17 protein-coding genes and 6 pseudogenes are annotated in these 23676 nt (G+C 38.6%); 12 read left to right on the forward strand and 11 right to left on the reverse strand.

All coding sequences use genetic code 11. The annotated features are described in order from the left end of the window. Positions 1–151 precede the first annotated feature (151 nt). The 3 genes from ABZP31_RS10310 to ABZP31_RS10320 all read right to left on the reverse strand — a co-directional run bounded on the left by ABZP31_RS10310 (position 152) and on the right by ABZP31_RS10320 (position 3522). Positions 152–433: a hypothetical protein gene (locus tag ABZP31_RS10310; protein WP_005015419.1), complete on the reverse strand. Its 282-nt coding sequence runs from the start codon at positions 431–433 to the stop codon at positions 152–154. Between the two features lie 864 nt (positions 434–1297). Beyond that, positions 1298–2623, reverse strand: a complete 1326-nt coding sequence (locus ABZP31_RS10315; protein WP_079282529.1) for an ISNCY family transposase — start codon at positions 2621–2623, stop codon at positions 1298–1300. A gap of 437 nt (positions 2624–3060) precedes the next feature. Beyond that, entirely contained in the window at positions 3061–3522 is a 462-nt protein-coding gene (locus ABZP31_RS10320) for a DIP1984 family protein (RefSeq protein WP_004733111.1), read from the reverse strand. 259 nt (positions 3523–3781) lie between these two features. Here ABZP31_RS10320 and ABZP31_RS10325 point away from each other — a divergent pair. From ABZP31_RS10325 to ABZP31_RS10335, 3 genes and pseudogenes are all read left to right on the forward strand, one after another. Further along, positions 3782–3928: pseudogene (locus ABZP31_RS10325) on the forward strand (mobilization protein); the annotation flags it as partial. A gap of 41 nt (positions 3929–3969) precedes the next feature. Further along, on the forward strand, positions 3970–4158 hold the full coding sequence (locus tag ABZP31_RS10330; protein ID WP_005015434.1) for a YqaE/Pmp3 family membrane protein: 189 nt from the start codon (positions 3970–3972) through the stop codon (positions 4156–4158). Positions 4159–4989: 831 nt separating this feature from the next. Then, positions 4990–6153 (forward strand): zinc-dependent alcohol dehydrogenase, encoded by a 1164-nt coding sequence (locus tag ABZP31_RS10335; RefSeq protein WP_005006199.1) that lies wholly within the window; start codon positions 4990–4992, stop codon positions 6151–6153. Between the two features lie 133 nt (positions 6154–6286). Here ABZP31_RS10335 and ABZP31_RS10340 read toward each other — a convergent pair whose 3' ends face one another. From ABZP31_RS10340 to ABZP31_RS10355, 4 genes and pseudogenes are all read right to left on the reverse strand, one after another. Continuing rightward, positions 6287–7219: an IS5 family transposase gene (locus ABZP31_RS10340; protein ID WP_079284451.1), complete on the reverse strand. Its 933-nt coding sequence runs from the start codon at positions 7217–7219 to the stop codon at positions 6287–6289. 167 nt (positions 7220–7386) lie between these two features. Next, entirely contained in the window at positions 7387–10053 is a 2667-nt protein-coding gene (locus tag ABZP31_RS10345) for an excinuclease ABC subunit UvrA (RefSeq protein WP_005015443.1), read from the reverse strand. 42 nt (positions 10054–10095) lie between these two features. After that, positions 10096–11318, reverse strand: a pseudogene (locus ABZP31_RS10350) (IS256 family transposase). A 93-nt stretch (positions 11319–11411) separates the two neighbouring features. Then, a pseudogene (locus ABZP31_RS10355) lies at positions 11412–11534 on the reverse strand (oxidoreductase); the annotation flags it as partial. Between the two features lie 85 nt (positions 11535–11619). On the opposite strand from ABZP31_RS10355, the gene ABZP31_RS10360 reads away from it, so the two are divergent. Further along, positions 11620–12752 (forward strand): IS3 family transposase gene (locus tag ABZP31_RS10360; RefSeq protein WP_223235881.1). Its coding sequence is split into 2 segments (ribosomal slippage): positions 11620–11872 and positions 11872–12752, totalling 1134 coding nucleotides; the frame shifts between segments, so codons are not numbered across the junction. A gap of 61 nt (positions 12753–12813) precedes the next feature. Here ABZP31_RS10360 and ABZP31_RS10365 read toward each other — a convergent pair. Beyond that, positions 12814–13674 (reverse strand): annotated as a pseudogene (locus ABZP31_RS10365) (MDR family oxidoreductase); the annotation flags it as partial. An 81-nt stretch (positions 13675–13755) separates the two neighbouring features. Then, positions 13756–14400, reverse strand: a complete 645-nt coding sequence (locus ABZP31_RS10370) for a TetR/AcrR family transcriptional regulator (RefSeq protein WP_005015453.1) — start codon at positions 14398–14400, stop codon at positions 13756–13758. A 328-nt stretch (positions 14401–14728) separates the two neighbouring features. Here ABZP31_RS10370 and ABZP31_RS10375 point away from each other — a divergent pair, with 328 nt between their 5' ends. From ABZP31_RS10375 to ABZP31_RS10395, 5 genes and pseudogenes are all read left to right on the forward strand, one after another. Further along, entirely contained in the window at positions 14729–15259 is a 531-nt protein-coding gene (locus tag ABZP31_RS10375; RefSeq protein ID WP_005015457.1) for a PadR family transcriptional regulator, read from the forward strand. Beyond that, positions 15256–15543 (forward strand): DUF3861 domain-containing protein, encoded by a 288-nt coding sequence (locus tag ABZP31_RS10380; protein ID WP_005015460.1) that lies wholly within the window; start codon positions 15256–15258, stop codon positions 15541–15543. Before ABZP31_RS10375 ends, ABZP31_RS10380 begins: the two co-directional genes overlap by 4 nt. A gap of 212 nt (positions 15544–15755) precedes the next feature. After that, positions 15756–17089 (forward strand): annotated as a pseudogene (locus ABZP31_RS10385) (ISNCY-like element ISAba32 family transposase). Between the two features lie 234 nt (positions 17090–17323). Then, positions 17324–18319 (forward strand): zinc-dependent alcohol dehydrogenase family protein, encoded by a 996-nt coding sequence (locus tag ABZP31_RS10390; protein WP_005015467.1) that lies wholly within the window; start codon positions 17324–17326, stop codon positions 18317–18319. Beyond that, positions 18309–19325: a zinc-dependent alcohol dehydrogenase family protein gene (locus ABZP31_RS10395; RefSeq protein WP_005404268.1), complete on the forward strand. Its 1017-nt coding sequence runs from the start codon at positions 18309–18311 to the stop codon at positions 19323–19325. Before ABZP31_RS10390 ends, ABZP31_RS10395 begins: the two co-directional genes overlap by 11 nt. 50 nt (positions 19326–19375) lie before the next feature. On the opposite strand, the gene ABZP31_RS10400 is transcribed toward ABZP31_RS10395, so the two are convergent. Then, entirely contained in the window at positions 19376–20275 is a 900-nt protein-coding gene (locus ABZP31_RS10400; RefSeq protein WP_004647738.1) for a LysR family transcriptional regulator, read from the reverse strand. 135 nt (positions 20276–20410) lie between these two features. Between ABZP31_RS10400 and ABZP31_RS10405 the strand changes: the two genes are divergently transcribed. The 3 genes from ABZP31_RS10405 to ABZP31_RS10415 all read left to right on the forward strand — a co-directional run bounded on the left by ABZP31_RS10405 (position 20411) and on the right by ABZP31_RS10415 (position 22528). After that, complete coding sequence (locus ABZP31_RS10405) at positions 20411–21151, forward strand: SDR family oxidoreductase (protein WP_005015484.1); 741 nt, start codon at positions 20411–20413, stop codon at positions 21149–21151. A 73-nt stretch (positions 21152–21224) separates the two neighbouring features. Continuing rightward, positions 21225–22223, forward strand: coding sequence for a zinc-binding alcohol dehydrogenase family protein (locus ABZP31_RS10410; RefSeq protein WP_005015485.1), 999 nt, complete (start codon positions 21225–21227; stop codon positions 22221–22223). 20 nt (positions 22224–22243) lie between these two features. After that, positions 22244–22528 carry a putative quinol monooxygenase gene (locus ABZP31_RS10415; RefSeq protein WP_005015487.1) on the forward strand — a complete coding sequence of 95 codons (285 nt, stop codon included), beginning with the start codon at positions 22244–22246 and terminating at the stop codon, positions 22526–22528. Positions 22529–22693: 165 nt separating this feature from the next. Here the strand turns inward: ABZP31_RS10415 and ABZP31_RS10420 are convergent. Next, positions 22694–23652: pseudogene (locus ABZP31_RS10420) on the reverse strand (IS5 family transposase). Between the last annotated feature and the right edge of the window lie 24 nt (positions 23653–23676).

Here is a 23676-nt window from a genome sequence, read left to right on the forward strand (position 1 = left end):
TTGTTCTAATTGTTAAGTTCTTGGAATGACTAAATTATATCATTAAAAATTTAAATGAAAAGTATAGTAAGTATAAGTAATGTGTATGGAGATGTTTGCCTTAAGTTATTATTTATTAAAGACTTGGTTGGAAAATAATCAAATATAGATTTTACTGCCCTGGAATGTTATCAATGCTGAATTCATTGTCATATTTAGCTTCAACAGATTCAGATAAATTATTAAACATTCGTTGATATTTTTCCGCCATATTGCTCGCCTCTTTTATTTGCTTAGTAGCATCAGCGACAATGAGTAATAGTCTTTGATTGTCTTCCCTTAACTTTTCATTCTCTTGTGTAGTAGCCACGAGTAGTGACCTCAACTCTTCCATAGAAAAAACATTCATGATATTGATCCATTCTTTTCTAAAGAATAAAGCAATTCTGGACATTAAAATAGCTCCCTCAAAAAAACAAAGTATTGCTTTTTTCTTAATAATTAAAAGCCCACTTAATCAAAAGATTAAGTGGGCTAATGTTGCAGTCATTTTCTTCGTCTTACAGGCGTTTCTTTTATTCGCAGACTTAAAGTAGCACTTAAAACTTAACCTAACAATATATAAAATATAGATAAAATGTTTAATTCTGTTAAGCTTAAATAGTCTTGTTTCCGTGAAATAAATTTTAATTTGGAAAAGTCTATTTTTCGATGACATATTTATATTAATTATCTTAAGAGAAGGCTAAGAACAGGGTTACCCCAAGCAAGCAAATATTTGAGTAAGATGTAAAAGATAAATAAAAAAATAGTAAGTCGTTCTACTCTAAAAATCTAATGATTTATCTCTGAATAGACTCACTCAATAAAATTACTTTTAGGATTAAAATCAGGAACAAGTTTTAAGTTAATTATCGGACTAGAACCAAGTTTTCCATAAACCCTATGCGGTGCTTCAACTTTAAATTCCTCAGGACTGCCTTCATACAAAGTTCTAAAATATTCAATTTTATTGTTAAATTTATTTTGACTGGATAGCCTAAATTTTATCCACAGAAATTGGGGATATTTTTGGCCTGGGGAAGACCGAGAATATTGGGGAAATATCAAATTTAATTATTTTTTAACCGATTTTATCGGCGGAATGTATTAAAACTGCTCATAAAAAGCCGACTTGTTTTCAAGTCGGCTTTTCTAGTTTTTTGCGCTACATTAATTTTATCACAATGCATTGATATATAGATGTTTTTTTGAATGCTGTTATGTTAGTGTTATTCCCAAGTAGAAATGTCCTACCTAATAACCAAATAGAAATGTCCTATATGGACATTTCCAAGTCAAGCACAGGATTCAGATTTCGCTGTTGAATTGCTGTTTTCTGTGCACGTCTGCTTGGCATCTTTTGAGAACGATTGCGTTTGTTTTGCTGTTCCAGTTCTTCATGCTGCTGTTGGATATGATTCAGAACAGCACCCAACCGTTTATTCTCAACAATCTCTCGCTGGTTCAGCTGACTTAATTTATCGAAGATGCTGTAATTGATCTTCCGACTTTCATGCATGATGGCCACAGTACCATCCGGGTATTCTAGAAATTCAAGATACTTGCCGATCAACCTCTGATTTTCTTCTGTATTCTCCAAGAGATATACACATTTATCATAAGTAATGGTCAGGCTTTTCGTCACTCTGCGTGGTTCACGCCAGGTAAAAACATCATCTAACTCTTCGGCTGTTTCAGTGACAGTCCGGTGTAGATCCTTGGGATTAAAAGCCATCTTGGCAAATTTACGATTAAATTGCTCAATAAAGCAGGGCAACCACTTATTCGCATCTGCAATCGAATTGATACCTTCCAGGCGCATCTCCTTAATCAGACGATCCTGAAGTGTTCTATTCGCTCGTTCCACACGACCTTTGGCCTGGGGTGAGTTAGCGAAGATGATATCGATTTTGAGGGTACTGAGTACGCGTCCAAACTGGGTAATCCTGATGTCTTTCTTACTGCTTTGATTTACCCTAAACACTGAATGTTTATCGCTGTAAAACGCTAAGGGCTTACCGTGCTGTTCAACATACAGGCGTGTTGAAATCATATAGTCAAAGGTTGATTCTGATTCACAGAAGCGTAAATGCTGCAATTTTCCTGTGGCATCATCAATAAACACCAGTAAACAGCATTTAGCTGCACGTCCTTCAAACCAGTCATGATGTGAGCCATCAATTTGGATCAGTTCACCATAACAATCCCGGTTATATCGAGGCTGATACGGGCGTTTCAGGCGCTTGGCGCGAGGAATCCATAAATCGGCTGCAATCATCCAGGAACGCAGGGTTTCTACTGAACGATCGAATCCATGCACGGTGGTGAGCTTTTCATGCGCTAAAGTGGGTCCGAAACCATAAAGTTGATCTGAAACAATATTGAGGCACTTGAGTCTGATCTCTTCAGGAAGTTTAGAATTGCTGGTTTGGCCACGACCGGCATGGGCTAATGCAGTGGGACCTTGAGCTTTGTATTTTTGCAGTAAGCGTCTGATCTGACGTTCTGAAATATGCAGTAGCTGAGCAGCTTGGGATTGAGTTATGCGTTGATCACAGATTTCCTGCAAGATCGACAATCGTTTAAGTTCTTTATCCGACATAGACACCAACATATCAAACCGTCCGCTAAGGAAATTGCAAAAGTGCATATTCTAAAAGCGGACATTTTTACTTTGGAGAAACCGGACATTTCTATTTTGGGCTTACAATAATTTTCAAAGTCTATCTTTCAACTCTTTATGCAACAAAGCCGAACTGAATTAAAAATAGAAATGTAGTTGAGCTGATGCTTGCTCATTTCTTTATTTTTAGTAATTGAGGTGAACATACTGTCAGTACATGGTAGTTATAAGTAACGTGTAACTTTGTTCGCACAAAGATTTGAATTATGCCAAGTGATGGATTGATTTGTACTTAAAATTTTAAGCTTATCCACTTGCTTTGCAAGCCACTACACTTTATTTACAATCCTATGTTGTGGAAGTAAGGGATCTTGTACTCGCCCAGTATGTTCAACTTGATTATATCTAAAGGACTATTAGGCTTCAATCAAATCAATTTTCCAATTATTCGACTGAATTAACACATTTAAATCACGTAATTTAAGACTAATATCATCAGCTTGTTTTTGTAGTGATGAAACTGGAATAACTTTATGCCACTTTATTTCCCGCGTACTATAACGATCAGATTCACGAGATGTATTACTTATTGCTGCAGTTAGGGTTTTGTGCTGTTCTACAAATTCATCACGCAAAGACAATAAAGCAAGTAGAGAACGGCCATCATTTAATTTTGTTAAAGCATTAGTTTCATGAATTGCATAACTTAATTTTTGAAATTCTTGAATTAAAGAAAATACTTGTTTTAATAGTTCATTTGGATCTTCAGATGGTTTATCACCATCTTGTACCAATACATTTGCATTGATACGTTGTTTTAATGAAATAATTTTTTTTTGTTGATCACTTCGAAGTAAGAGAGCTTCTGCTAATTTCATTTTTCACCTATTAACCAATTAGAATTAAGTTTTAAGCAGCTAAGTAATTTTACAAATACTATATCCTCATTCTTTAAAGATCAAAAAAATTGCTTTTTTATCTAACTAAAAGGTGTCTACAAAATCGGTAGCTATTCAGTATGGCCGACTCACTAAGATAGACAAGCTATTTACCTTTCGCGAAGAATAATCAAAGGCGGTATAGATATGGCTAATCAAGATGATGATAAAAATGCATCAAATCGTGGATTTTCTCAGTGATACTAGACGCAAGATTTTAATCGGATCCTGCATGTTGAAAATTACCGGAGATGATGAAAAGGCTAGAGCCAAATTAATTACACAAATGGATAAGTATTTAACAGAAGAACGTGATCGAAAATTGTTTAATTTACCCCTTCAATGAAAATTAATTCACCTGAAATAACGTATCAGTAGGACCGTAATATGAGACTTTTGGTTGCTTTAATTTTTCCCTGGCTGCTGTTTTTTACGATAGGTCGTCCATTTGCAGGAATGATTTGTTTATTTCTTCAGATTACGATTTTAGGGTGGATTCCGGCCGCAATCTGGGCTGTATATACTTTATCGCAGTATAAGACAGATAAAAAGATCAGGAAAGCATTGCTCTACTAATTTCTGTGAAGAGGAAAATTAACTATTTTTTTCTTTTTAGACCTGAGACTTTCTCCAAATTGACCACACTTTTAATTGTGGTTTTTTATTTTTACCTAGCCTAAAGATATCATTTAGAAAAGAACTCATTCTTTATGAATTATAGTAATAATGATGGAACATAATGATATTGCTTAATAATGAGTATAATTTTATATTAAAAAATATAGAAAACTAACTATAGGATTTTATTAAGTTTAATAAAAAAGCTTATGAGTAATAAAAATGAAATATTGGAATATTATTTTAATAATCTCAATAACCATAATGTTATGCCTAACATTTTTCGTACTGTGTGTAGGACGCAAAGTTTGGAAAAATCTTATAGTTACCTTGATAATATCCACTCTCATTAGCTTCCTTATTTTATGCACTATAAATTTTTTATTTGGACATGGCATATATATTCCGTGGAGTGACCATAGCCATTGGACAGAGATATTAAGTATAGAAATAATACTCATGAGTTTAGTAATAGGGGGAGTTAGTACCTCTATGATTATGTTAGGGACATTTATTTCTAAAAATAATAGATAGCACAGAATTAATAATCTATAAGTTATAGAAATTACTAGATGTTTCTTTAATTCTGTTCTTTTCTATTCATTCGACACATAAGATCACGAATTACGTAAACCCTATATAAATTTATTTTTTAAACACTCGGATGTCTTATTTCATACATTAATTTACAGCGATTTCTTGGCGCATAGGCTCTAATAAAAGTGTTTTTTATTTTTGGCAGCCTTGATACGAGTCTGTTTAATGTTGAACTAGAGAGAGGAAATCCGCATGCGTGCTCTTACCTATCATGGTGCTCGGGATGTACGAGTTGAATCCGTTCCAGATCCAGTGATTCAGGAACCAGATGACGTCATTTTAAGGGTGACAGCGACTGCCATCTGTGGCTCAGATCTGCACCTATACCGGGGTAAAATTCCGGCCACTGAAGATGGCGATATTTTCGGCCATGAATTTATGGGAATTGTAGAAGAAGTCGGCCCTGAAGTCACCGAAGTCAAAAAAGGCGACCGGGTCATTATTCCTTTCGTGATTGCATGTGGTCACTGTTTTTTCTGTGAACATGAACTCATGGCTTCCTGTGAAAATACCAATACCGGCCGTGGTGCAATTCTCAATAAAAAACAGATTCCACCAGGGGCAGCTTTATTTGGCTTTAGCCATCTATATGGTGGTATACCGGGTGGTCAAGCTGAATATGTGCGGATCCCCAAGGGCAATGTCGGACCATTTAAAGTGCCAGGCTCCCTGCCTGATGAAAAAGTATTATTCCTGACCGATATTCTACCAACCGCCTGGCAAGCAGTGAACAATGCCCAAGTTGGTCGAGGTTCCAGTGTGGCGATTTATGGTGCTGGCCCAGTTGGTCTGCTGGCTGCTGCCTGTGCGCGGATGCTCGGTGCCGAGCAGATTTTTATGGTCGATCACCATCCTTATCGTCTGAGTTTCGCACATCAAACCTATGGGGTGATTCCGGTCAATTTTGATGAAGTCGATGCCGCTGAATTTATCATTCAAAATACCACGGGTTATCGTGGAGTCGATGCCGTCATTGATGCGGTCGGTTTTGAAGCCAAAGGCAGCATGCTGGAAACCGTAATGACTAACCTGAAATTAGAAGGTTCGAGTGGTTCAGCGTTAAGACAATGTATTGCAGCGGTCCGCCGCGGCGGTGTGGTGAGTGTACCTGGAATTTATGCCGGTCCAATTCACGGCTTCCTGTTTGGTGATGCCTTTGACAAAGGTTTAACCTTTAAAATGGGACAAACTCATGTGCATAATTACTTGCCGCAGTTGCTAGAACATATTGAAAATGGAGATCTGTCTCCAGATCTGATTATTACCCATCGCATGAAACTGGAAGATGCTGCGGAAGGTTACCGTATTTTTGATAAAAAAGAAGAAGACTGTCGTAAAGTGATTCTGACGCCATAAATATGATTAAAGGAAAGCGCCATCAGGCGCTTTTTTATTTTTTATCATCATTTTATCAATCCTCTTTTTCTTGTTTTTAAGGGCTTTGTTGCACAAAGATTTGAAATGCAAAGCGCCCCTAATTGAGCCAAATTTAAGGCGTAACTTGGGTAAGTGGTCGACCTAATTCCGTAAATCTGTTAAGCACTGCTACACGTGCATGGATCTCATTCACTTGGCTATCAAAACTCCTTGCACTGAGTTTATCTCCTAATAATTTAATGCAGTGCATCTTAGTTTCAACCAAACTTCGCCGATGATAGCCTGACCATTTTTTCCATAGTGTCCTGCCTAAACGTTTAACTGTTCGAAGTAATTCATTTCGCTCTAGCGAGCTACTCTTTGTATCTTTCCATGGTTTCGCATTTTTTCTAGGTGGAATCACCGTATGCGCTTGCCGATCTGCAATGACCTGACGGCATTGCTTGGTGTCATAAGCTCCATCGGTATAAACAGAGTCAATCTGCTCATCTTGTGGAATCTGATCAAGTAAATCACCAAGCACCTGTGAATCACTGACATTATTGGTTGTAAGCTGAACTGCTCGTATTTGCAGGGTTTTGGCATCTATACTAATATGAAATTTACGCCATTGGCGACGATATTCAGGTCCATGTTTCTTGCGTTTCCATTCGCCCTCACCTAGAAACTTCATGCCTGTAGAGTCTATGAGTAGATGCAGCCCATCGCTACTTTTTTGGTAGCTGATTGCAATATCAATATGCTTTTGTCTTCTACAAAGCGTACTGTAATCTGGTGCTGTCCAATTTAATCCGCAAAGTTTAATCAGACTTTGCACAAAGCCAGTGACCATACGTAAAGACAGACGGAATAAGGATTTAATCATTAAGCAGCATTGGATGGCTGCGTCGGAGTAGGTTTGATTTCGCCCTTGTTTGCCTTTTGATGGAGCATACCATTGCGTAGCAGGATCAAACCAAATGGCAATATTTCCGCGACTCATGAGTGCTCGGTTATATGCGGGCCAATTGGTTGTGCGGTAGATTTTCTGTGTAGGCTTCTTCATTTGAAAATTATATCGCTGAAAAAGCCGTTACAGATAGGTTTGTGCAACAAAGCCCTTAGTTGAAAAAAACTTTTAGATTTCATGCTCACACACCACCTAAAACAAAAAAATATCTGATTGATTTTACAGGCTTTTAATTTAAGGTTTTATTCTACCCACTCGCAATATCAACGTTTAGTATCACGACTCACTAACTCATTAACTAAATATGGAGCAGTACGACTATCTTGATTTTCTGTTATTTGTTTTGGTGTTCCTGCCACAACAATATTCCCACCAGCATTTCCAGCACCTGGTCCCACATCAATCACCCAATCTGCTTGTGCAACGGCACGCATATCATGCTCAATCATAACCACGGTATTACCCGCATCGACTAATCGCTGCAATTGAACTAACAATCGATCTACATCTGATGGATGCAAACCTGTAGTTGGCTCATCAAGTATATACAGTGTATTTCCACGCTGATTGCGTTGCAGCTCGGTCGCCAATTTAATACGTTGCGCTTCTCCACCAGATAGTTCAGTCGCTGGTTGCCCTAAACGTAAATAACCAAGGCCAATTTCCTTTAATAATTGTAGTGAACGAGCAATCGAGACCTCTCCATCAAAAAAATCACGTGCTTCATTGACGGTCATTCCTAATACTTCAGCAATATTACGTCCATTCCAGCGAATTTTCAGAGTGTCATCATTATATCGAGCACCATGACATGTCGGACAAGGGGCATATACACTTGGCATAAACAATAATTCTACACTGACAAAGCCTTCACCTTCACAAGTTTCACATCGCCCTTTAGCCACATTAAACGAAAAACGTCCAGCATCATAATGAGCTTGGCGAGCTTCAGGAGTCCCAGCAAATAACTTTCTAACATGATCAAATAAACCCGTATAAGTTGCCAGATTAGAACGTGGAGTACGGCCAATTGGTTTTTGATCAACCTGTACCAGACGCTGTATAGCCTCCACATCACCAGCCAGAGAACCCTGTGTAACCTCGGTAACCAACATTCCTTCATTTAAAGGATTATTTTCATTATTGTTTTCAGTTTCAGATTCATTGCCTAAATATGAAAGTACTAACTCGGGTAAAGCTTGAGAAACGAGACTAGATTTACCTGAACCTGAAATACCTGTAACTGCTGTAAGTACACCAAGAGGTATACGAGCATCAATATTATGCAGGTTATGTCGGTAAATATTGTTAAGTTCAAGCCAACCAGAGGGTGTACGTCCATAACTTTGAGTAACTGGGATTTTATTAAATAAATAACTTGCAGTACGTGAAGCTGAAATCTCACTTAAACCCTGAGGTACTCCACTATATAAAATATTACCACCTTGCTCTCCTGCATCTGGTCCAACATCCACTAACCATTGAGCACGACGCATGAGCTCTAAATCATGCTCTACAACAAATACGGAGTTTCCAGCGTCTCTTAATTTATCGAGAGAATCATATAATGACTGACTATCTGAAGGATGTAATCCAGCAGACGGTTCATCCAGTACATAAACTACACCAAATAGCATAGAACTTAATTGTGTTGCTAAACGCAAACGTTGTAACTCTCCCGCCGAAAGAGTCGGTGTGGCTCTATCTAATGTTAGATAACCAAGACCTAACTGGCGTAATTGATTTAAACGCCCCACCACACCATTTGCTAAACGCTGGGCAGCAATTTTCTTTTCATCTGAAAGTGCTGACGTACGTCTTACATCTGGAGATACAGAATGCACTGCTCTACCTGTTGTTGCTCGTTCAGATCTATCAAGTTGGGTTACTTTATTATTAGTCTTTTCTCCAGCATCATGAGCGTCGAAATTGCCAAGAACAATGGGCTCAAGCAGGCAAGTTAACTTATCCAAAGAAAGTTGCATAAACTCACCAATATCTACTCCAGCAAAGGTAATAGATAAGGCTTCTGGTTTAAGGCGTTTACCATGACAGGAAGGGCATATTTTTCCTTCCATAAAACGTGAAACACGTTTTTTCATCAACGTACTTTGGGTATTAGCAAAAGTATGAAGGACATAGCGACGAGCACCAGTGAAAGTGCCCATATAGCTGGGTTCTAGTTTACGTTTAAGTGCAGATTGAGTCTCAGCGGGGCTTAAACCAGCATAGACAGGAACTGTTGGGGTTTCTTCAGTAAATAAAATCCAGTCTCTATCCGATTGCGGTAAATCTTTCCATGGTCGATCAACATCATACCCTAGGGTTACTAGGATATCGCGTAAGTTTTGCCCGTGCCAAGCAGGTGGCCATGATGCGATAGCTCTCTCACGAATACTGAGTGTTGGGTCAGGAACCATTGTCGATTCTGTAACTTCATAAATGTGACCTAAACCATGACAGGTAGGACAAGCACCTTGAGGAGTGTTCGGTGAAAAGTCCTCGGCATATAACATTGGCTGATCGGCAGGATATGCACCAGCACGCGAATAAATCATTCGCACGAGATTTGATAAAGTTGTTACACTTCCAACAGAAGAACGGGTATTACTTGCACCACGTTGTTGTTGCAATGCTACTGCTGGTGGTAGACCATCAATAGCATCAACATCTGGTACTCCGGCCTGATCTATTAAGCGTCTTGCATAAGGTGCAACAGATTCGAAATATCTTCTTTGTGCTTCAGCAAAAATAGTTCCAAAAGCAAGTGATGATTTTCCTGAACCCGATACACCTGAGAAAACAACAAGTGCATTTCTTGGGATAGAAACATCTACATCCTTAAGGTTATGCTCACGTGCACCTCGAACTTCAATACAATTATTAGATAAAGTAATGTTATTGTGTTCACCAAAAGAATGTATTTTCATGTTTCTACGAGCCTGTAAATTATTTTGTGTAAGTCTCATTTTTTATAAATGATCTTTTAATCGATCATCGAACTGAATCGTAAACCAATTCATTGCTAAACGCCAATTTTGAATTGGCATGGTCCATTTTTTAGCAGCATTTGAAGTTGCTAAATAAATGACCTTTTTCACTGAATCATCAGAAGAGAAGATCTTTCTCTTTTTAGTTGAATGGCGGATCACGCTATTCAATGATTCAATTGCATTTGTTGTATAAATCGCATGACGTATTTCAGCAGGATAGCTAAAGATCGTTCGGATATTTTCCCAATTTGCCCGCCAGGATTCTCCAATTTTTGGATACTGGTGATACCATTGATCGCAGAAGATATCTAGGGACTTTAAAGCATTTTCCTTTGTACTTGCCTGATAGATCGCCTTCAATCCTGCTGTTACAGCTTTGTAGTCCTTCCAGCTCAAAAATCTCAGGCTATTGCGTACAACATGTACGATACACAGCTGGATATCAGTATGAGCGTAGACAGAGGCTATCGCATCAGGAAAGCCTTTTAGTCCTGAGAAGCGCTGCTTCGCAAGGCAGGCTACAAGAATATCTTGCACTCCTCGATTTTTAAGCTCTGTCATGACTGACAGCCAGAATTTGGAACCTTCTGTTTGAGCAAGCCACATGCCAAGAAGTTCTTTTTGGCCATCCAGGTTAATGCCTAATGCTAAATAAACTGATTTATTGATTACTGTTGAATGCTGACGAACCTTAACAACAATGCAATCTAAATAGACAACAGGATAAAGACTATCGAGTGTTCTATTTTGCCATTCTGTCACTTGTTCAATGACAGCATCCGTCACCTTACTAATAAGGGAGGCAGATACATCGGCATCGTACATTTCTTTAAAAAAGCAACAATTTCTCTATTTGTCATTCCTTTCGCATATAGCGAAAGAATTTGATCATCCATGCTAGTAATGCGTGTTTGATGCTTCTTAATAATCTGTGGTTTAAAAGAGCCGTCACGATCACGAGGGATATCTAAAGCAAGCTGCCCATCTTGTGTTAGAACTGTTTTGGAGCTAAAACCATTACGTGCATTAGATCCTTTCTTAGGTTGATGCTTTTCATAGCCTAAATGTTCAGAAAGCTCAGTATTCAGAGCGGTTTCGATCATGAACTTTTTAAATATGGCTGTCATTTGGTTTAAATCTTCAGGAGTTTTTAAACCTTTAGCTAATTCAGCTGCCATACTTTTGATTGTAGCTTCATCCATGTGAAGTACCTCTTTTTATTATCCTCAGTAGGATAAATGAAAATTAAGTACTTACACAAAATTTAGAACAGTCCCACAACTCATTTTGTTGAACTATATCTGTACAACAACTCTACCTCGAATTTTTCCATCTAAAATTTCATTTGAAATATTTAAAGCATCTGTTAACTGAATTTCAGTCGTTACTGTTTCTAATTTTGTTTGATCTAATTCAGAGGTGGATCAGGAAATTTGAACAACACTTATAAGTGATATTTTGCTCCCCAAATGATGTTATAAACATCAATATATGGAGTATTTTATGGCACGTAGACCAAGAAGAAATCATTCAAATGATTTTAAAGCTAAGGTAGCACTTGCTGCGATTAAAGCAGAAAAAACACTTGCTGAATTGAGTGCTGAATTTGATGTTCATCAAAACCAAATTATCGACTGGAAAAATCAACTGATTTCAGCTTCCTCGCAAGCTTTCGATCAATCAAAAGCTCCAACAGAACCACCCATCGATCTAAAAAAACTACATGCAAAAATCGGTGAGCAGGCATTAGAAATTGATTTTTTAGAAGGTGTGTTGAAGAAACTGGGCCGCTTCAACCACAAAAGTTAATCGATGACTCACTTCAGATTTCAGTATCTAAGCAAGCTCAGCTGCTGAAAGTCTCCCGTGGTTGTTATTACTATCGCCCAAAACCTGTGAGTGCATCAGATCTGAAGCTAATGCGGTGTATGGATGAGTTACATATGCAATACCCTTTTGCAGGTAGCCGGATGATGCGTGATTTGTTGAATCGTCAAGGACATCATATAGGACGACGTCATACACGTACTTTAATGAAGAAAATGGGCATTAATGCGTTATATTGCAAACCAAATTTAAGCCAGGCTAATCAAGCTCACCGCAAATATCCATATCTGCTCAAAGGATTGGCTATTCAGCGCAGTAATCAAGTGTGGTCTACGGATATAACGTATATCCCTATGGCAAAAGGCTTTGTTTATTTATGTGCTGTGATTGATTGGCATAGCCGCAAGGTACTTGCGCATAGAGTATCGATTAGTATGGAGGTTACATTTTGCATAGAAACATTAAATGAAGCTATTGAAAAATATGGTCGACCTGAAATATTTAATACAGACCAAGGCAGTCAGTTTACCAGTGATGCATTTATTGATGTATTGAAATCAAATGGCATTCAAATCAGTATGGATGGTAAAGGTCGATGGGTTGATAATGTGATGGTTGAACGATTATGGCGGAGCGTTAAATATGAAGAGGTGTATCTCAAAGCCTACAGCAATGTTTTGGATGCGAAGAAGCAATTAAACGCATATTTTGAATTTTATAATTTGAAACGACCTCATTCGAGTCTGGACAAAATGACTCCAGATGAGTTTTACTATGACCAGCTACCACAACAAAATAAGGTAGCTTAACTAGAGCAGAGTATCACTTATAAATAAGCTTTTAGTTGTTCAAACATGTGGGACCACCTCTTTCTGTAGCCAAACGTTCCCATGCTTCTTTTCTTAATTCGATTGGTGCCATCACGCTATCAATTCCATATAAGGTAATCCCTCTTAGAATAAATGGAGCAACTGTTGCTGGAAAATCCATTCCGCCTGCCAAACCACACGCAGCAACTGCACCACGATATTTTGTACTAGCACATGCATTGGCTAAAGTATGGCTTCCAACAGTATCAATTACGCCAGCCCAAACTTCTTTGTTTAATGGCTTTCCTGGGGAAGATAATTCAATACGATCAATAATTTCACTCGCACCTAGATAGGTTAAATATTCTGACTCTTGAGGTCGACCAGTTGAAGCTGTAATCTCATAACCAAGATGATTCAAAATAATAATGGCAATACTACCTACTCCACCATTTGCACCTGTCACTAAAATTTTTCCATCACTTGGTTTAATACCATGTTTTTGTAAAGCCATGACACACAACATTGCGGTATAACCTGCTGTACCAATAACCATCGTATCTTTAAAAGAAAAAGCAGAAGGTTTTTGTATGAGCCAATCACCAGAAACAGTGACTTGCTCGGCTAGCCCTCCAAAATACTTTTCACCCACTCCCCAACCATTCAGTAGAACTTCATCTCTTTCTTTCCATGCTGGATGTTTTGATTCAATCACAACACCCGAAAAATCGATGCCTGGGGTCAAAGGAAAACTACGCACCACTGGTGAACGCCCAGTAATGGCTAAAGCATCTTTATAATTGAGTGTTGAATATTTGACTTCGACTCTAACCTCTCCTTCTTGTAAAGGCTTTGATGCAATCTCAGTAATTCGTGATGTGTAACCTGCTTCATCTTTAGTAATTACAATACCTTTGTACATAGAACTTCCTCTCCATTTAATTAGACTGCTTGTCTAGAATTAATTAAAAAATAAATACAGACGTCTGCATTTATTTTTTAATTAACTTTTTACGTGATTTTGTTGTTTTACAGCTAAAGTAAACAAGCGATAAAATGCATCTAAGGGACTTGTTGATTTGACCAAACGTGCTCTTAGAACTGCACCTTCCCACCCAATCCAAAACTGATAAGCAGCTTCATCGCAATCAGCTAGGCTATATTGTGAATTTGACTGATGTAGGCAATCAGAAACTAATTTCTCCCATACCTTAAAGATACTTTCGATTCGGGCAATGATTTCTTGTGGCAAATACGACACTTCTTGTCCTAAGTTACCTAAAATACAACCTCGTTTAAAATCATATTTTTGCATTTTTTCACCCGCATCTTTTACAAAATTTTGCAGCTTTTCTAGTGGGGAAAGATCAGTTTGACTTAAAAACTTATTCAATCGCTTCACAAAATAAAGTTCATAAGCATCTAAGACTTCTAAAATAAAAGCCTCTTTATTTACAAAATAATGGTAGAAAGACCCTTTAGGAACTTGGATTGATTTCATGAGATCGTGCAAGCTCATAGCATTCATTCCACGTTCGGTCAGTAACTCGATACCTCGGTGGATTAAAACTTCTTTAGTGTCTGCATAGTTACAACCGTGTTTGGTTGGTCGACCACGTGGTCTTTTGGGTGAGGAAGAATAATTCATATAATAAAAATAGACTATGTGACTAGAAATAACAACAATAAGATTATTTGATTGAAAATTTTATCTAAACGTCATCTAGTTCTCTTTTTTCACAGTACTTAGTCATTCATATAAATGCTCTTAAAAATCCTATAAGTTCATGTACTAATTTTTTATAAATTTCTATTATTTTTCTTCAAAATATTGAAATTAATAAATATATTGTAAAAATAATTTATAAACTAGATTTTAGGTAAACATAAGTTAAATGCGGGGATAAATAAAAGAATTGAAAATATATCTAAGATTTACTAAGATATATCTTAGTAAATCTTAGATATACCAACTTATGAATGAAACAACTGACTCTTTGCTGATAAATTCAGATAAGCCATCACGTAAAAGCCGTTTATTTGAATCTGGCCATATGAAATTGCTAGTGCTTTCTTTAATTGAACAAGCGCCTAGATACGGTTACGAAATTATTAAAAGCATTGGTGAGTTGGTAGGTGGTGGATATAGCCCAAGTACAGGCACAATTTACCCAACCTTATCTTATCTTGAAGACATGCAATTTGTTTCTATTGAAAAACCTGATGGTGACCGTAAGCAGTACAAGATTACAGTGACTGGTATTAACCATTTAAATGGTCAAAGAGAGCATTTAGAACATATCCTTGGCCGCTTAGAGACGCGACGTGAAATTCAAAATAATGATCAATATCTAGATATCTATCGTGCAATGGCAAACTTAAAAACATCATTGCGACTTAAATTAAAAAATAATGCACTGACTGAAGAAACAATTCATCAAATTGCTAAGAGCATTGATCAAGCTGCTGTTGATATTAGCTGTCTTAAAAATGAGGTAGTCCGATGAAACAACATAAATATCAAATTAGTGTAAAGCATCTTGTAGATCCAAAAGGACAGCCTTCAACTTACACTGAAGATCTTGTTTTTACTGCTTATAATCACGATGATATTTTCAAAGTTTTAGAAAAATTGCAGCAGAAAAAAATTATAGATGAAGAATCAATGAAATCTTTTGCCGTAGGATTAAAGCTTATGGGAGAAGTGTTATTAGAAAATAAAGATATTCCTTTATTTAAAGATTTTTCGCCGCAATTTATTGAATTTATTAAATCAATCAAAAAACTTTAACTTACGGAGTTAGTCCATTTAAATCTATTCCTTTGAGTTAATCCGATATGAAAAATATTTAAGGTTAAATTATTTAATTTTCTTAAAATTAACATAATACACCTTATACGAAATCAACATGTTAGAACCCATTTAAAGTGTCTATATTCTCACCAATAAAAATGTCTGGTTTATGATGGTTTTTATCACCATGGACTGGATATAAAATATAGATGCTGATCACTATGTCTGATAAAGAAATTCAACGTCTTGCAGTTCTGCAAGACGTTAGAGATCATCGTATTACCCAGGTCCGTGCTGCTGAAATCCTGAATCTTTCCACCCGTCAAATTACCCGGTTATTGCAGAAGCTCAATCAAGATGGTGTCTCAGGTATGGCACATGCCAGTCGTGGTCAACCGGGTCATCGTCGCCATGACGTCCTGTTAAAATCAGAATGTCTTTCCATTATTTCTGAACATTTACTTGGCTTTGGTCCTACATTGGCTCATGAGAAGCTCAGCAGCATGTTTGGCCTGCATATCCCGGTAGAAACGGTTCGTCGCTGGATGACTGCAAATGACCTCTGGATTCCTCGATCCAAGCGCCTGAAACGTCCATATCAGCCTCGATACAACCGTGATTGCTTCGGTGAGCTGATCCAGATCGATGGCTCATATCATGACTGGTTTGAAGGTCGAGCTTCCAAATGCTGCTTGCTGGTTTATATCGATGACGCCACTGGAAAGCTGTTGCATCTGCGCTTTTGTGAGGCTGAAACGACCTTTGATTATATGCTTTCAACCCGAGCCTACATTGAGCAATACGGCAAGCCTTTAGCGTTTTATAGCGATAAACACTCGGTATTCCGAGTGAATCAGAAATCGAGCCAAGATAGCCAGATCACGCAATTTGGGCGGATTCTGAATGAGTTAAATATTGATATTATTTCGCCAACTCACCCCAGGCCAAAGGCCGTGTGGAACGTGCCAATAGAACACTCCAGGATCGCCTGATCAAGGAAATGCGCCTAGAAGGTATCTGTTCAATTGCCGAGGCAAATGCCTGGCTGCCCTGCTTTATTGAGCATTTCAATCAGAAGTTTGCCAAGTGTGCGCGAAACTCAAAGAATTTACATCGGCCATTAACCGAATCTCATCTTGAACTGGATGATATTTTTACCTGGCAGGAACCGCGTAAGGTCACCAAGAATCTGACCCTGACCTATGACAAATGTATTTATCTGCTTGAACCGACAGAGCTGAATCATAAGCTTGTTGGGCAATATATTTCATTTCTGGAGTACCCGGATGGGACTGTGGCCCTCATGCACGAGGGACGAAAGCTCAACTACAGCATTTTCAATAAATTAGCTGGGCTACAGCAGAATGAGATCGTTGAGAATAAACGGTTAGGTACAGTTCTGGCACATATTCAGCAACAGCATGAAGAGTTGGAAAAACAGAATAAACGTTCCCGTCTCAAGAAAAGTATGCCGAGTCGTAAAGCTCAGAAAGCTGTTATTGAACAAAGAAAGTTAAATCCTGTGCTTGACTCTTGTGGTTAAAAACAGGACATTTTAAATGGTTTATCGCATAGACATTTTAATTGGTGAATAACACAACATGTAAGCCCGAAATAGAAATGTCCGGTTTAGGTACTGTACTAGCAAATCTTTAGTGAGCGGATGATATTTATTATTCATTATTTAGGAATTATTAAATCCTATAAATATCATTTATTGGATTAATTTACTTTGGTACTGTGCACATCATCCCCCAGTTAAAAATAAGGAACAATTATGAATAAGATGATGAATGCTCTTATCCTAGAAAATTTTGGTGATCATGAATTTACACGTGTAGAACTCCCTATACCTCAACCAGAGGCTGGGCAAGTTCTAGTACGTATTCATGCTAGTGGTGTAAACCCTATTGATTATAAAATTCGTCTTGGTGAAGCACCATATGCTATGCCAGAGCTTCCTGCCGTGTTGGGAACAGATATGGCTGGGGTTGTAACTGCTATTGGTGAAGGTGTCACTCACTTCAACGTCGGAGATGAAGTTTACGGTCTGATTGGTGGCGTTCGTGGTCTTCAAGGATCTTTAGCAGAATATGTTGTAGCAGATGCTGATCTGATCGCATTAAAGCCACGGAATATCTCTATGCGCGAGGCAGCAGTACTACCATTGACGTTCCTCACCGCTTGGGAAGGTTTAGTGGATAATGCTAAGGTCCAACCAGGGCAAACTGTACTGGTTCAGGGTGGTGCTGGTGGCGTTGGTTATATGGTTGTTCAGCTTGCAAAAGCACTTGATGCAAATGTTTGGGCGACTGGTCGTACAGCTGATCAATCACTGATTTCAGAACTCGGTGCAACACCTCTCGATTACACAACAGCATCTTCCGATGACATTATTGCTGCAAGCCCTGAGGGTCAAGGTTTTAACATTGTTTACGACACTGTGGGTGGTCCAGTACTCGAAGCTTCACTTTCCATGACAACTCACTATGGCCACATTACCAGCTGTGCTGCATTTGGTAATCATAATTTAGCGATTTCATCTCTACGGTGTGCCACACTGTCTGGCGTATTCGTCCTATTGCCGATGTTAACAGGCAATCGCCGTTCTCATCATGGTGATGTCCTTAAGATCGCCACTCGTCTCGTTGAGGAAGGTAAACTGCGTCCTATTGTTGATCCTCGTCATTTTACACTAGACCAAGCGATTGAGGCTCATGATGCTGTTCAAGATCGCTCTGCCAATATTAAGGTCGTTATTGATGTCATTTAACGCACTTCAGGCCAAGACTTGGCGCTTCAATTGTATTGGAGATACAGATGTTCTGACATTAGAAACACTTCCTGTGGCTTTACCAGCCGCAGGAGAAGTTCTAATACAGATGAAAACGATCGGACTCAACCGGGCTGATGTAATGTTTCGGCGTGGTACTTATATTCAAAAAGCAGTATTCCCCTCTCGTCTGGGATATGAGGGAGCAGGCGTAGTTCTTGCGATAGGTGAAGCTGTACGTCAATTTTCTCCAGGAGATGCAGTATCGATTCTTCCGACTGACAATCTAGCTAAATATGGGACATATACGGACAAGCTTCTGATTCCAGAAACTTTTTTAGTTCACAAACCCGACAGTTTAAGCTGGGAAGAAGCTTCTTCAATCTGGATGCAGTATTTGACGGCTTGGGGTGGTGTAATCCATGCTGGTGGAGTTTCGAAAGGAAAAACGATCTTGATCACAGCAGCTTCAAGTAGCGTAGGACTAGCTGCGATACAGATCGCTGAAGCAGCGGGTGCTAAGGTAATTGCAAGTACACAGACGATAGAGAAAAAGCAACGTTTACTAGATCTCGGTGTTAAAAATGTTATAGCCAGTGAAGATGAACCAGATTTGTATGAGGCGCTTGTTTTACGTTTGGGTGGAGAACATCTTGATGTCGCCTTCGATGCTGTAGGAGGGCCACATATTGAACAGATTGCAAAAGCGATGTCTGTGGGAGGAACTATGGTCATGCATGGTGCACTTAGCCCGGAGATCACACCATTTCCCCTTAAAGTTGCATTACGCAAGAGCTTAACCATGCGAGGTTTTTTGTTCCTTGAGGTTCTCCATGACCCTGTTCTAAGGGAGCAAGCCAGACGATTTATTCTTAGCAGTATAGGTGCAGGATATCTTCGTCCAGTGATCGACTGTTGCTTTAACTTTGAGGACATGCATGACGCTCAGCGCTATCTTGAATCAAATCAGAAAATAGGAAAAATTGTAGTTACTCTAAATACATGATGGTCTTATCTGATTTCTACTTTCTAGAAAAAAGGTTAGTTCCATCTGATTCAGGTTTCTATATGGCCCAACACTTCCGCTAAGTAATCAAACAATGCTCGGATTCGCAAAGGTGTCGGGCCCCGCTGTGGACGATATAAATACAGGCGCCAAACTGGAGAGGTTTCCTCATGAAGTATCTGAATGAGCTTACCACTCCTAAGCCACGGCAAAACTAGAAATCCAGGCATGTGTCCGAATCCAACTCCAGCGAGAATAGCTTGAAATTCAGCTTCTAGATCATCTGTAATAAAACGAGGCTTTGATGGCGTGAAGCTTCGACTTTCGGTGAATGTCCATGGCCAGTAACGCCCTGTTTTATGATCGAATAGTGCTGTTAGAGGGTATTTATCAAGGTCAATAATTTTTTTGGGCATTCCAACCTTATCAATTAACTCTGGCGTACCCACAGAATAAAAGTTCACTTTCGCCAATTCCCTTGCCACATATCGATTGTCCGGCAAAAATCCAAATCTGATCCCGATATCTATTCGCTCATCGATCACATCCGAGTGTGAATCTGTTAGCACACAATCCACGACAATATCTGGATAACGTGTGGCAAATTCTGCTAGTGCAGGTACTACCAATTTACGCCCTAACACTGACGACACAGTAAGACGGACGGTCCCACGCATTTCATCTCGTTTTTCCTTGGTGTCTTTTACAAGCAGAGCATCAATCGATCCCACCGCAAAACGTGCTTGCTTTGCCAAACGCTCACCATCAGCAGTAATTTTAATTTGTCGAGTACTCCTGTAAAACAGAATCTCTCCGCGCTGCTCTTCTAGCTCTTTTATTGCCCGTGTCACTAGCTGCGGAGAAATCCCCAGCTGAGTTGCTGCCTCTTTAAAATTGCGAGACTCTGCTGCGACACAAAAGATACGCATCATTTCCAATTTGTTCTGCATGTCCAATCCTGTGTTCTGGTAATTATTCCGTAAATAGGAATTCTGAAAGATAATATTATTCATTTATTATACCTAACAAGGCTGTAATACTTAATCGATCAAATATGATTGCCAGATAGGTTGAAGGTTACTTGTATGAATAATATAGAAAATAAAGTTATTGTTATCACTGGTGCAAGTAGCGGTTTAGGTGAAGCTACTGCTCGTTTACTTGCTAAAAAAGGTGCAAAGGTTGTACTTGGTGCTAGACGTACTGAAAAATTAGAGGCTATTGTTCACGACATTCGTGCTGAAGGTGGTCAAGCTGAATTTATTGGTATGGATATAACCAAACCACAGGAAGTACAAGCACTTATTGAAAAGGCATTAAGCGCATTTGGTCAAATCGATGTATTGGTAAACAATGCTGGATTAATGTCTATTGCACCATTAAGTGAGCTAAAAGTTGATGAATGGGATCGTATGATCGACATTAATATTAAAGGTGTTCTTTATGGTATAGCAGCTACCCTACCTGTTTTCCAAAAACAAAACTTTGGACACTTTATTAATCTCGCATCTGTTGCAGGGATAAAAGTATTTAGTCCAGGAGGTACTGTTTATAGCGGTACTAAGTTTGCTGTAAGAGCCATCTCAGAAGGACTTCGTCATGAAGTTGGGGGAACAATTAGAACGACTACTATTGAGCCTGGTGCAATTGAGTCAGAACTAAAATTCGGTTCTTCTCATAAAGAAAGTTCAGAGTTTGTTACTGATTTCTACAAGCAAGCCATACCAGCTGACTCAGTCGCTCGAGCAATTGCTTATGCAATTGAACAGCCTGCGGATGTAGATATTAATGAAATTGTTTTGCGCCCAACGAGCCAAGAGTTCTAATTATTGAATAACATAAAATGGGAGCACTTCGCTCCTATTTTTACTATATTTTTTTAAAGTTAAGGACAAATCTATGAAAGCCGTATCGTATGTTATCAATAACCATGATGATTTTAAAAATTCATTGGTAGATATTGAAAAAGCGAAGCCTACGCTTAAGGAGCGTGATGTACTGGTAAAAGTTCAGGCAATCTCTGTGAATCCAGTTGATACCAAAGTGAGAAAAAATTCGTCTGAAGCAAATAATCGTATTTTAGGTTGGGATGCCGTTGGGGAAATTATCGAAGTTGGCTCAAAAGTTACCTCGTTTAAAGTAGGAGATTCTGTTTGGTATGCTGGCGATTTAACCCGAGATGGTAGTAATGCTGAGTTTCAAGCAGTCGATGAACGAATTATCAGTCTTAAACCAATTACAGTATCTAATGCAGAAGCAGCAGCATTGCCATTAACTGCAATAACGGCATGGGAAATGCTGTTTGATCGGTTTCAAATTTCAGAAACAGAAGTTGGCAGTATTTTAATTATTGGTGGTGCAGGTGGTGTAGGATCAATCGCTATCCAACTCCTAAAAGCAAAAACAAATCTGACCGTTATAGCAACAGCTTCACGTGAAGAAACAAAATCTTGGGTGGAATCACTGGGTGCCGACCATGTCATTGATCATAGCAAAGATTTAAATGCACAAATCGAGACACTAGGCATTGAAAAACCAAAATACGTATTCTCTACCAATCATACAGAAACCTATATCAAGCAAATAGTTTCTCTGATTGCACCACAAGGCAAGCTTGGATTGATCGATGATCCACAAACATTTGATATTATGCCGTTTAAGACTAAATCTATTTCTATCCATTGGGAGTTGATGTTCACCCGTTCAATGTATGAAACCGATGATATTGAAAAGCAGGGTGATCTGTTGCAACAGGTTGCCCAATTAGTTGACCAGCAAAAAATTAGAAGTACCCTCAACCAAAATCTAGGCAAAATTAACGCTGCACACTTGGAGAAGGCGCATAAGTTGCTTGAATCAGGCAAGTCAAAAGGCAAAATTGTACTAGAAAACTTCTAAAACAAATTCAAGGTGAAATAATGACTATTTCAATAATTGCGAACTTTAAGGCAAAATCAGATAAAAAAGAAATGTTAGAAGCGATTTTAAAAAGTGTAATAGAGCCTACGCTTCAAGAAGAAGGATGCTTGAAATATGAGCTTTATATTAGCGAAAATGACTCGAGTAGATATTTCTTCTTAGAAGAATGGCGTAGCAGGGAGGATTTAGATATCCATATAGCCTCTGATTATATTCAAAGTTTATTTGGTAATATCCAATCGCTAATTGAATCAAGTGATATTATAGAAATCAAAAAAATATAGCTGTATTCGGACATTATGATGAAGTATTCTTCAAATTAACATAGAGACTTAGAAAGCTAACATAAAAATGAGAGCTCTAAGCTCCTATTTTTTCTGGTTTTTTTCATTTTTAGGGCTTTGTTGCACAAAGATTTGAAAGGCAAAGCGCCCCTAATTGAGCCAAATTTAAGGCGTAACTTGGGTAAGTGGTCGACCTAATTCAGTAAATCTGTTGAGGACAGTTACACGTGCATGAATCTCATTGACTTGGCTATCAAAGCTCCTTGCACTGAGTTTATCTCCTAATAATTTAATGCAGTGCATCTTAGTTTCAACCAAACTTCGCCGATGATAGCCTGACCATTTTTCCATAGTGCCCTGCCTGAGAAGCACTGCTTCGCAAGATTAACTGTTCGAAGTAATTCATTTCGCTCTAGCGAGCTGCTTGTTCTTTGTATCTTTCTATGGTTTCGCATTTTTTCTAGGTGGAATCAGCGCATGCGCTTGCCGATCTGCAATGTCCTGACGGCATCGTTTTGTGTCATAAGCACCATCTGTATAGACAGAATCGATTTGTTCATCTAAAGGGATTTGAGCAAGTAAATCTTCCAGTACCTGTGAATCACAGACATTATTTGCGGTGAGTTGTACAGCACGTATTTGAAGGGTTTTAGCATCGATACCAATATGAAGCTTACGCCATTGGCGGCGATATTCAGGTCCATGTTTCTTACGCTTCCATTCACCTTCACCTAAAAACTTTAGGCCAGTAGAGTCTACGAGTAAACGGAGACCACCACTACTTTTTTTATAGCCAATTGCAATATCGATATGCCTTTGTCTTCTGCACAGTGTGGAGTAGGAATATCACTCATATTCGGGGCTGCTCAGCCACAAAGCTTAATCAGTCTTTGGACAAAGCCTGTGACCAGTCGCAAAGACAATTTAAATAAAGATTTGATCATTAAGCAGCATTGAATAGCCGTATCGGAGTAAGTTTGATTTCGTCCATGTTTTGCTTGCGGATGAGCATACCATTGAGTCAAAGGATCAAACCAAATGGAAATATTGCCTAGATTAATTAAGGCGCGGTTATATGTGGACCAATTGGTTGTACGAAAGATTTTGGATGTAGGTTTATTCATCTAGGAATTATACTGCGGAATAAG

This window comes from Acinetobacter sp. FL, from assembly GCF_040744925.1.
Classification (GTDB): domain Bacteria; phylum Pseudomonadota; class Gammaproteobacteria; order Pseudomonadales; family Moraxellaceae; genus Acinetobacter; species Acinetobacter radioresistens.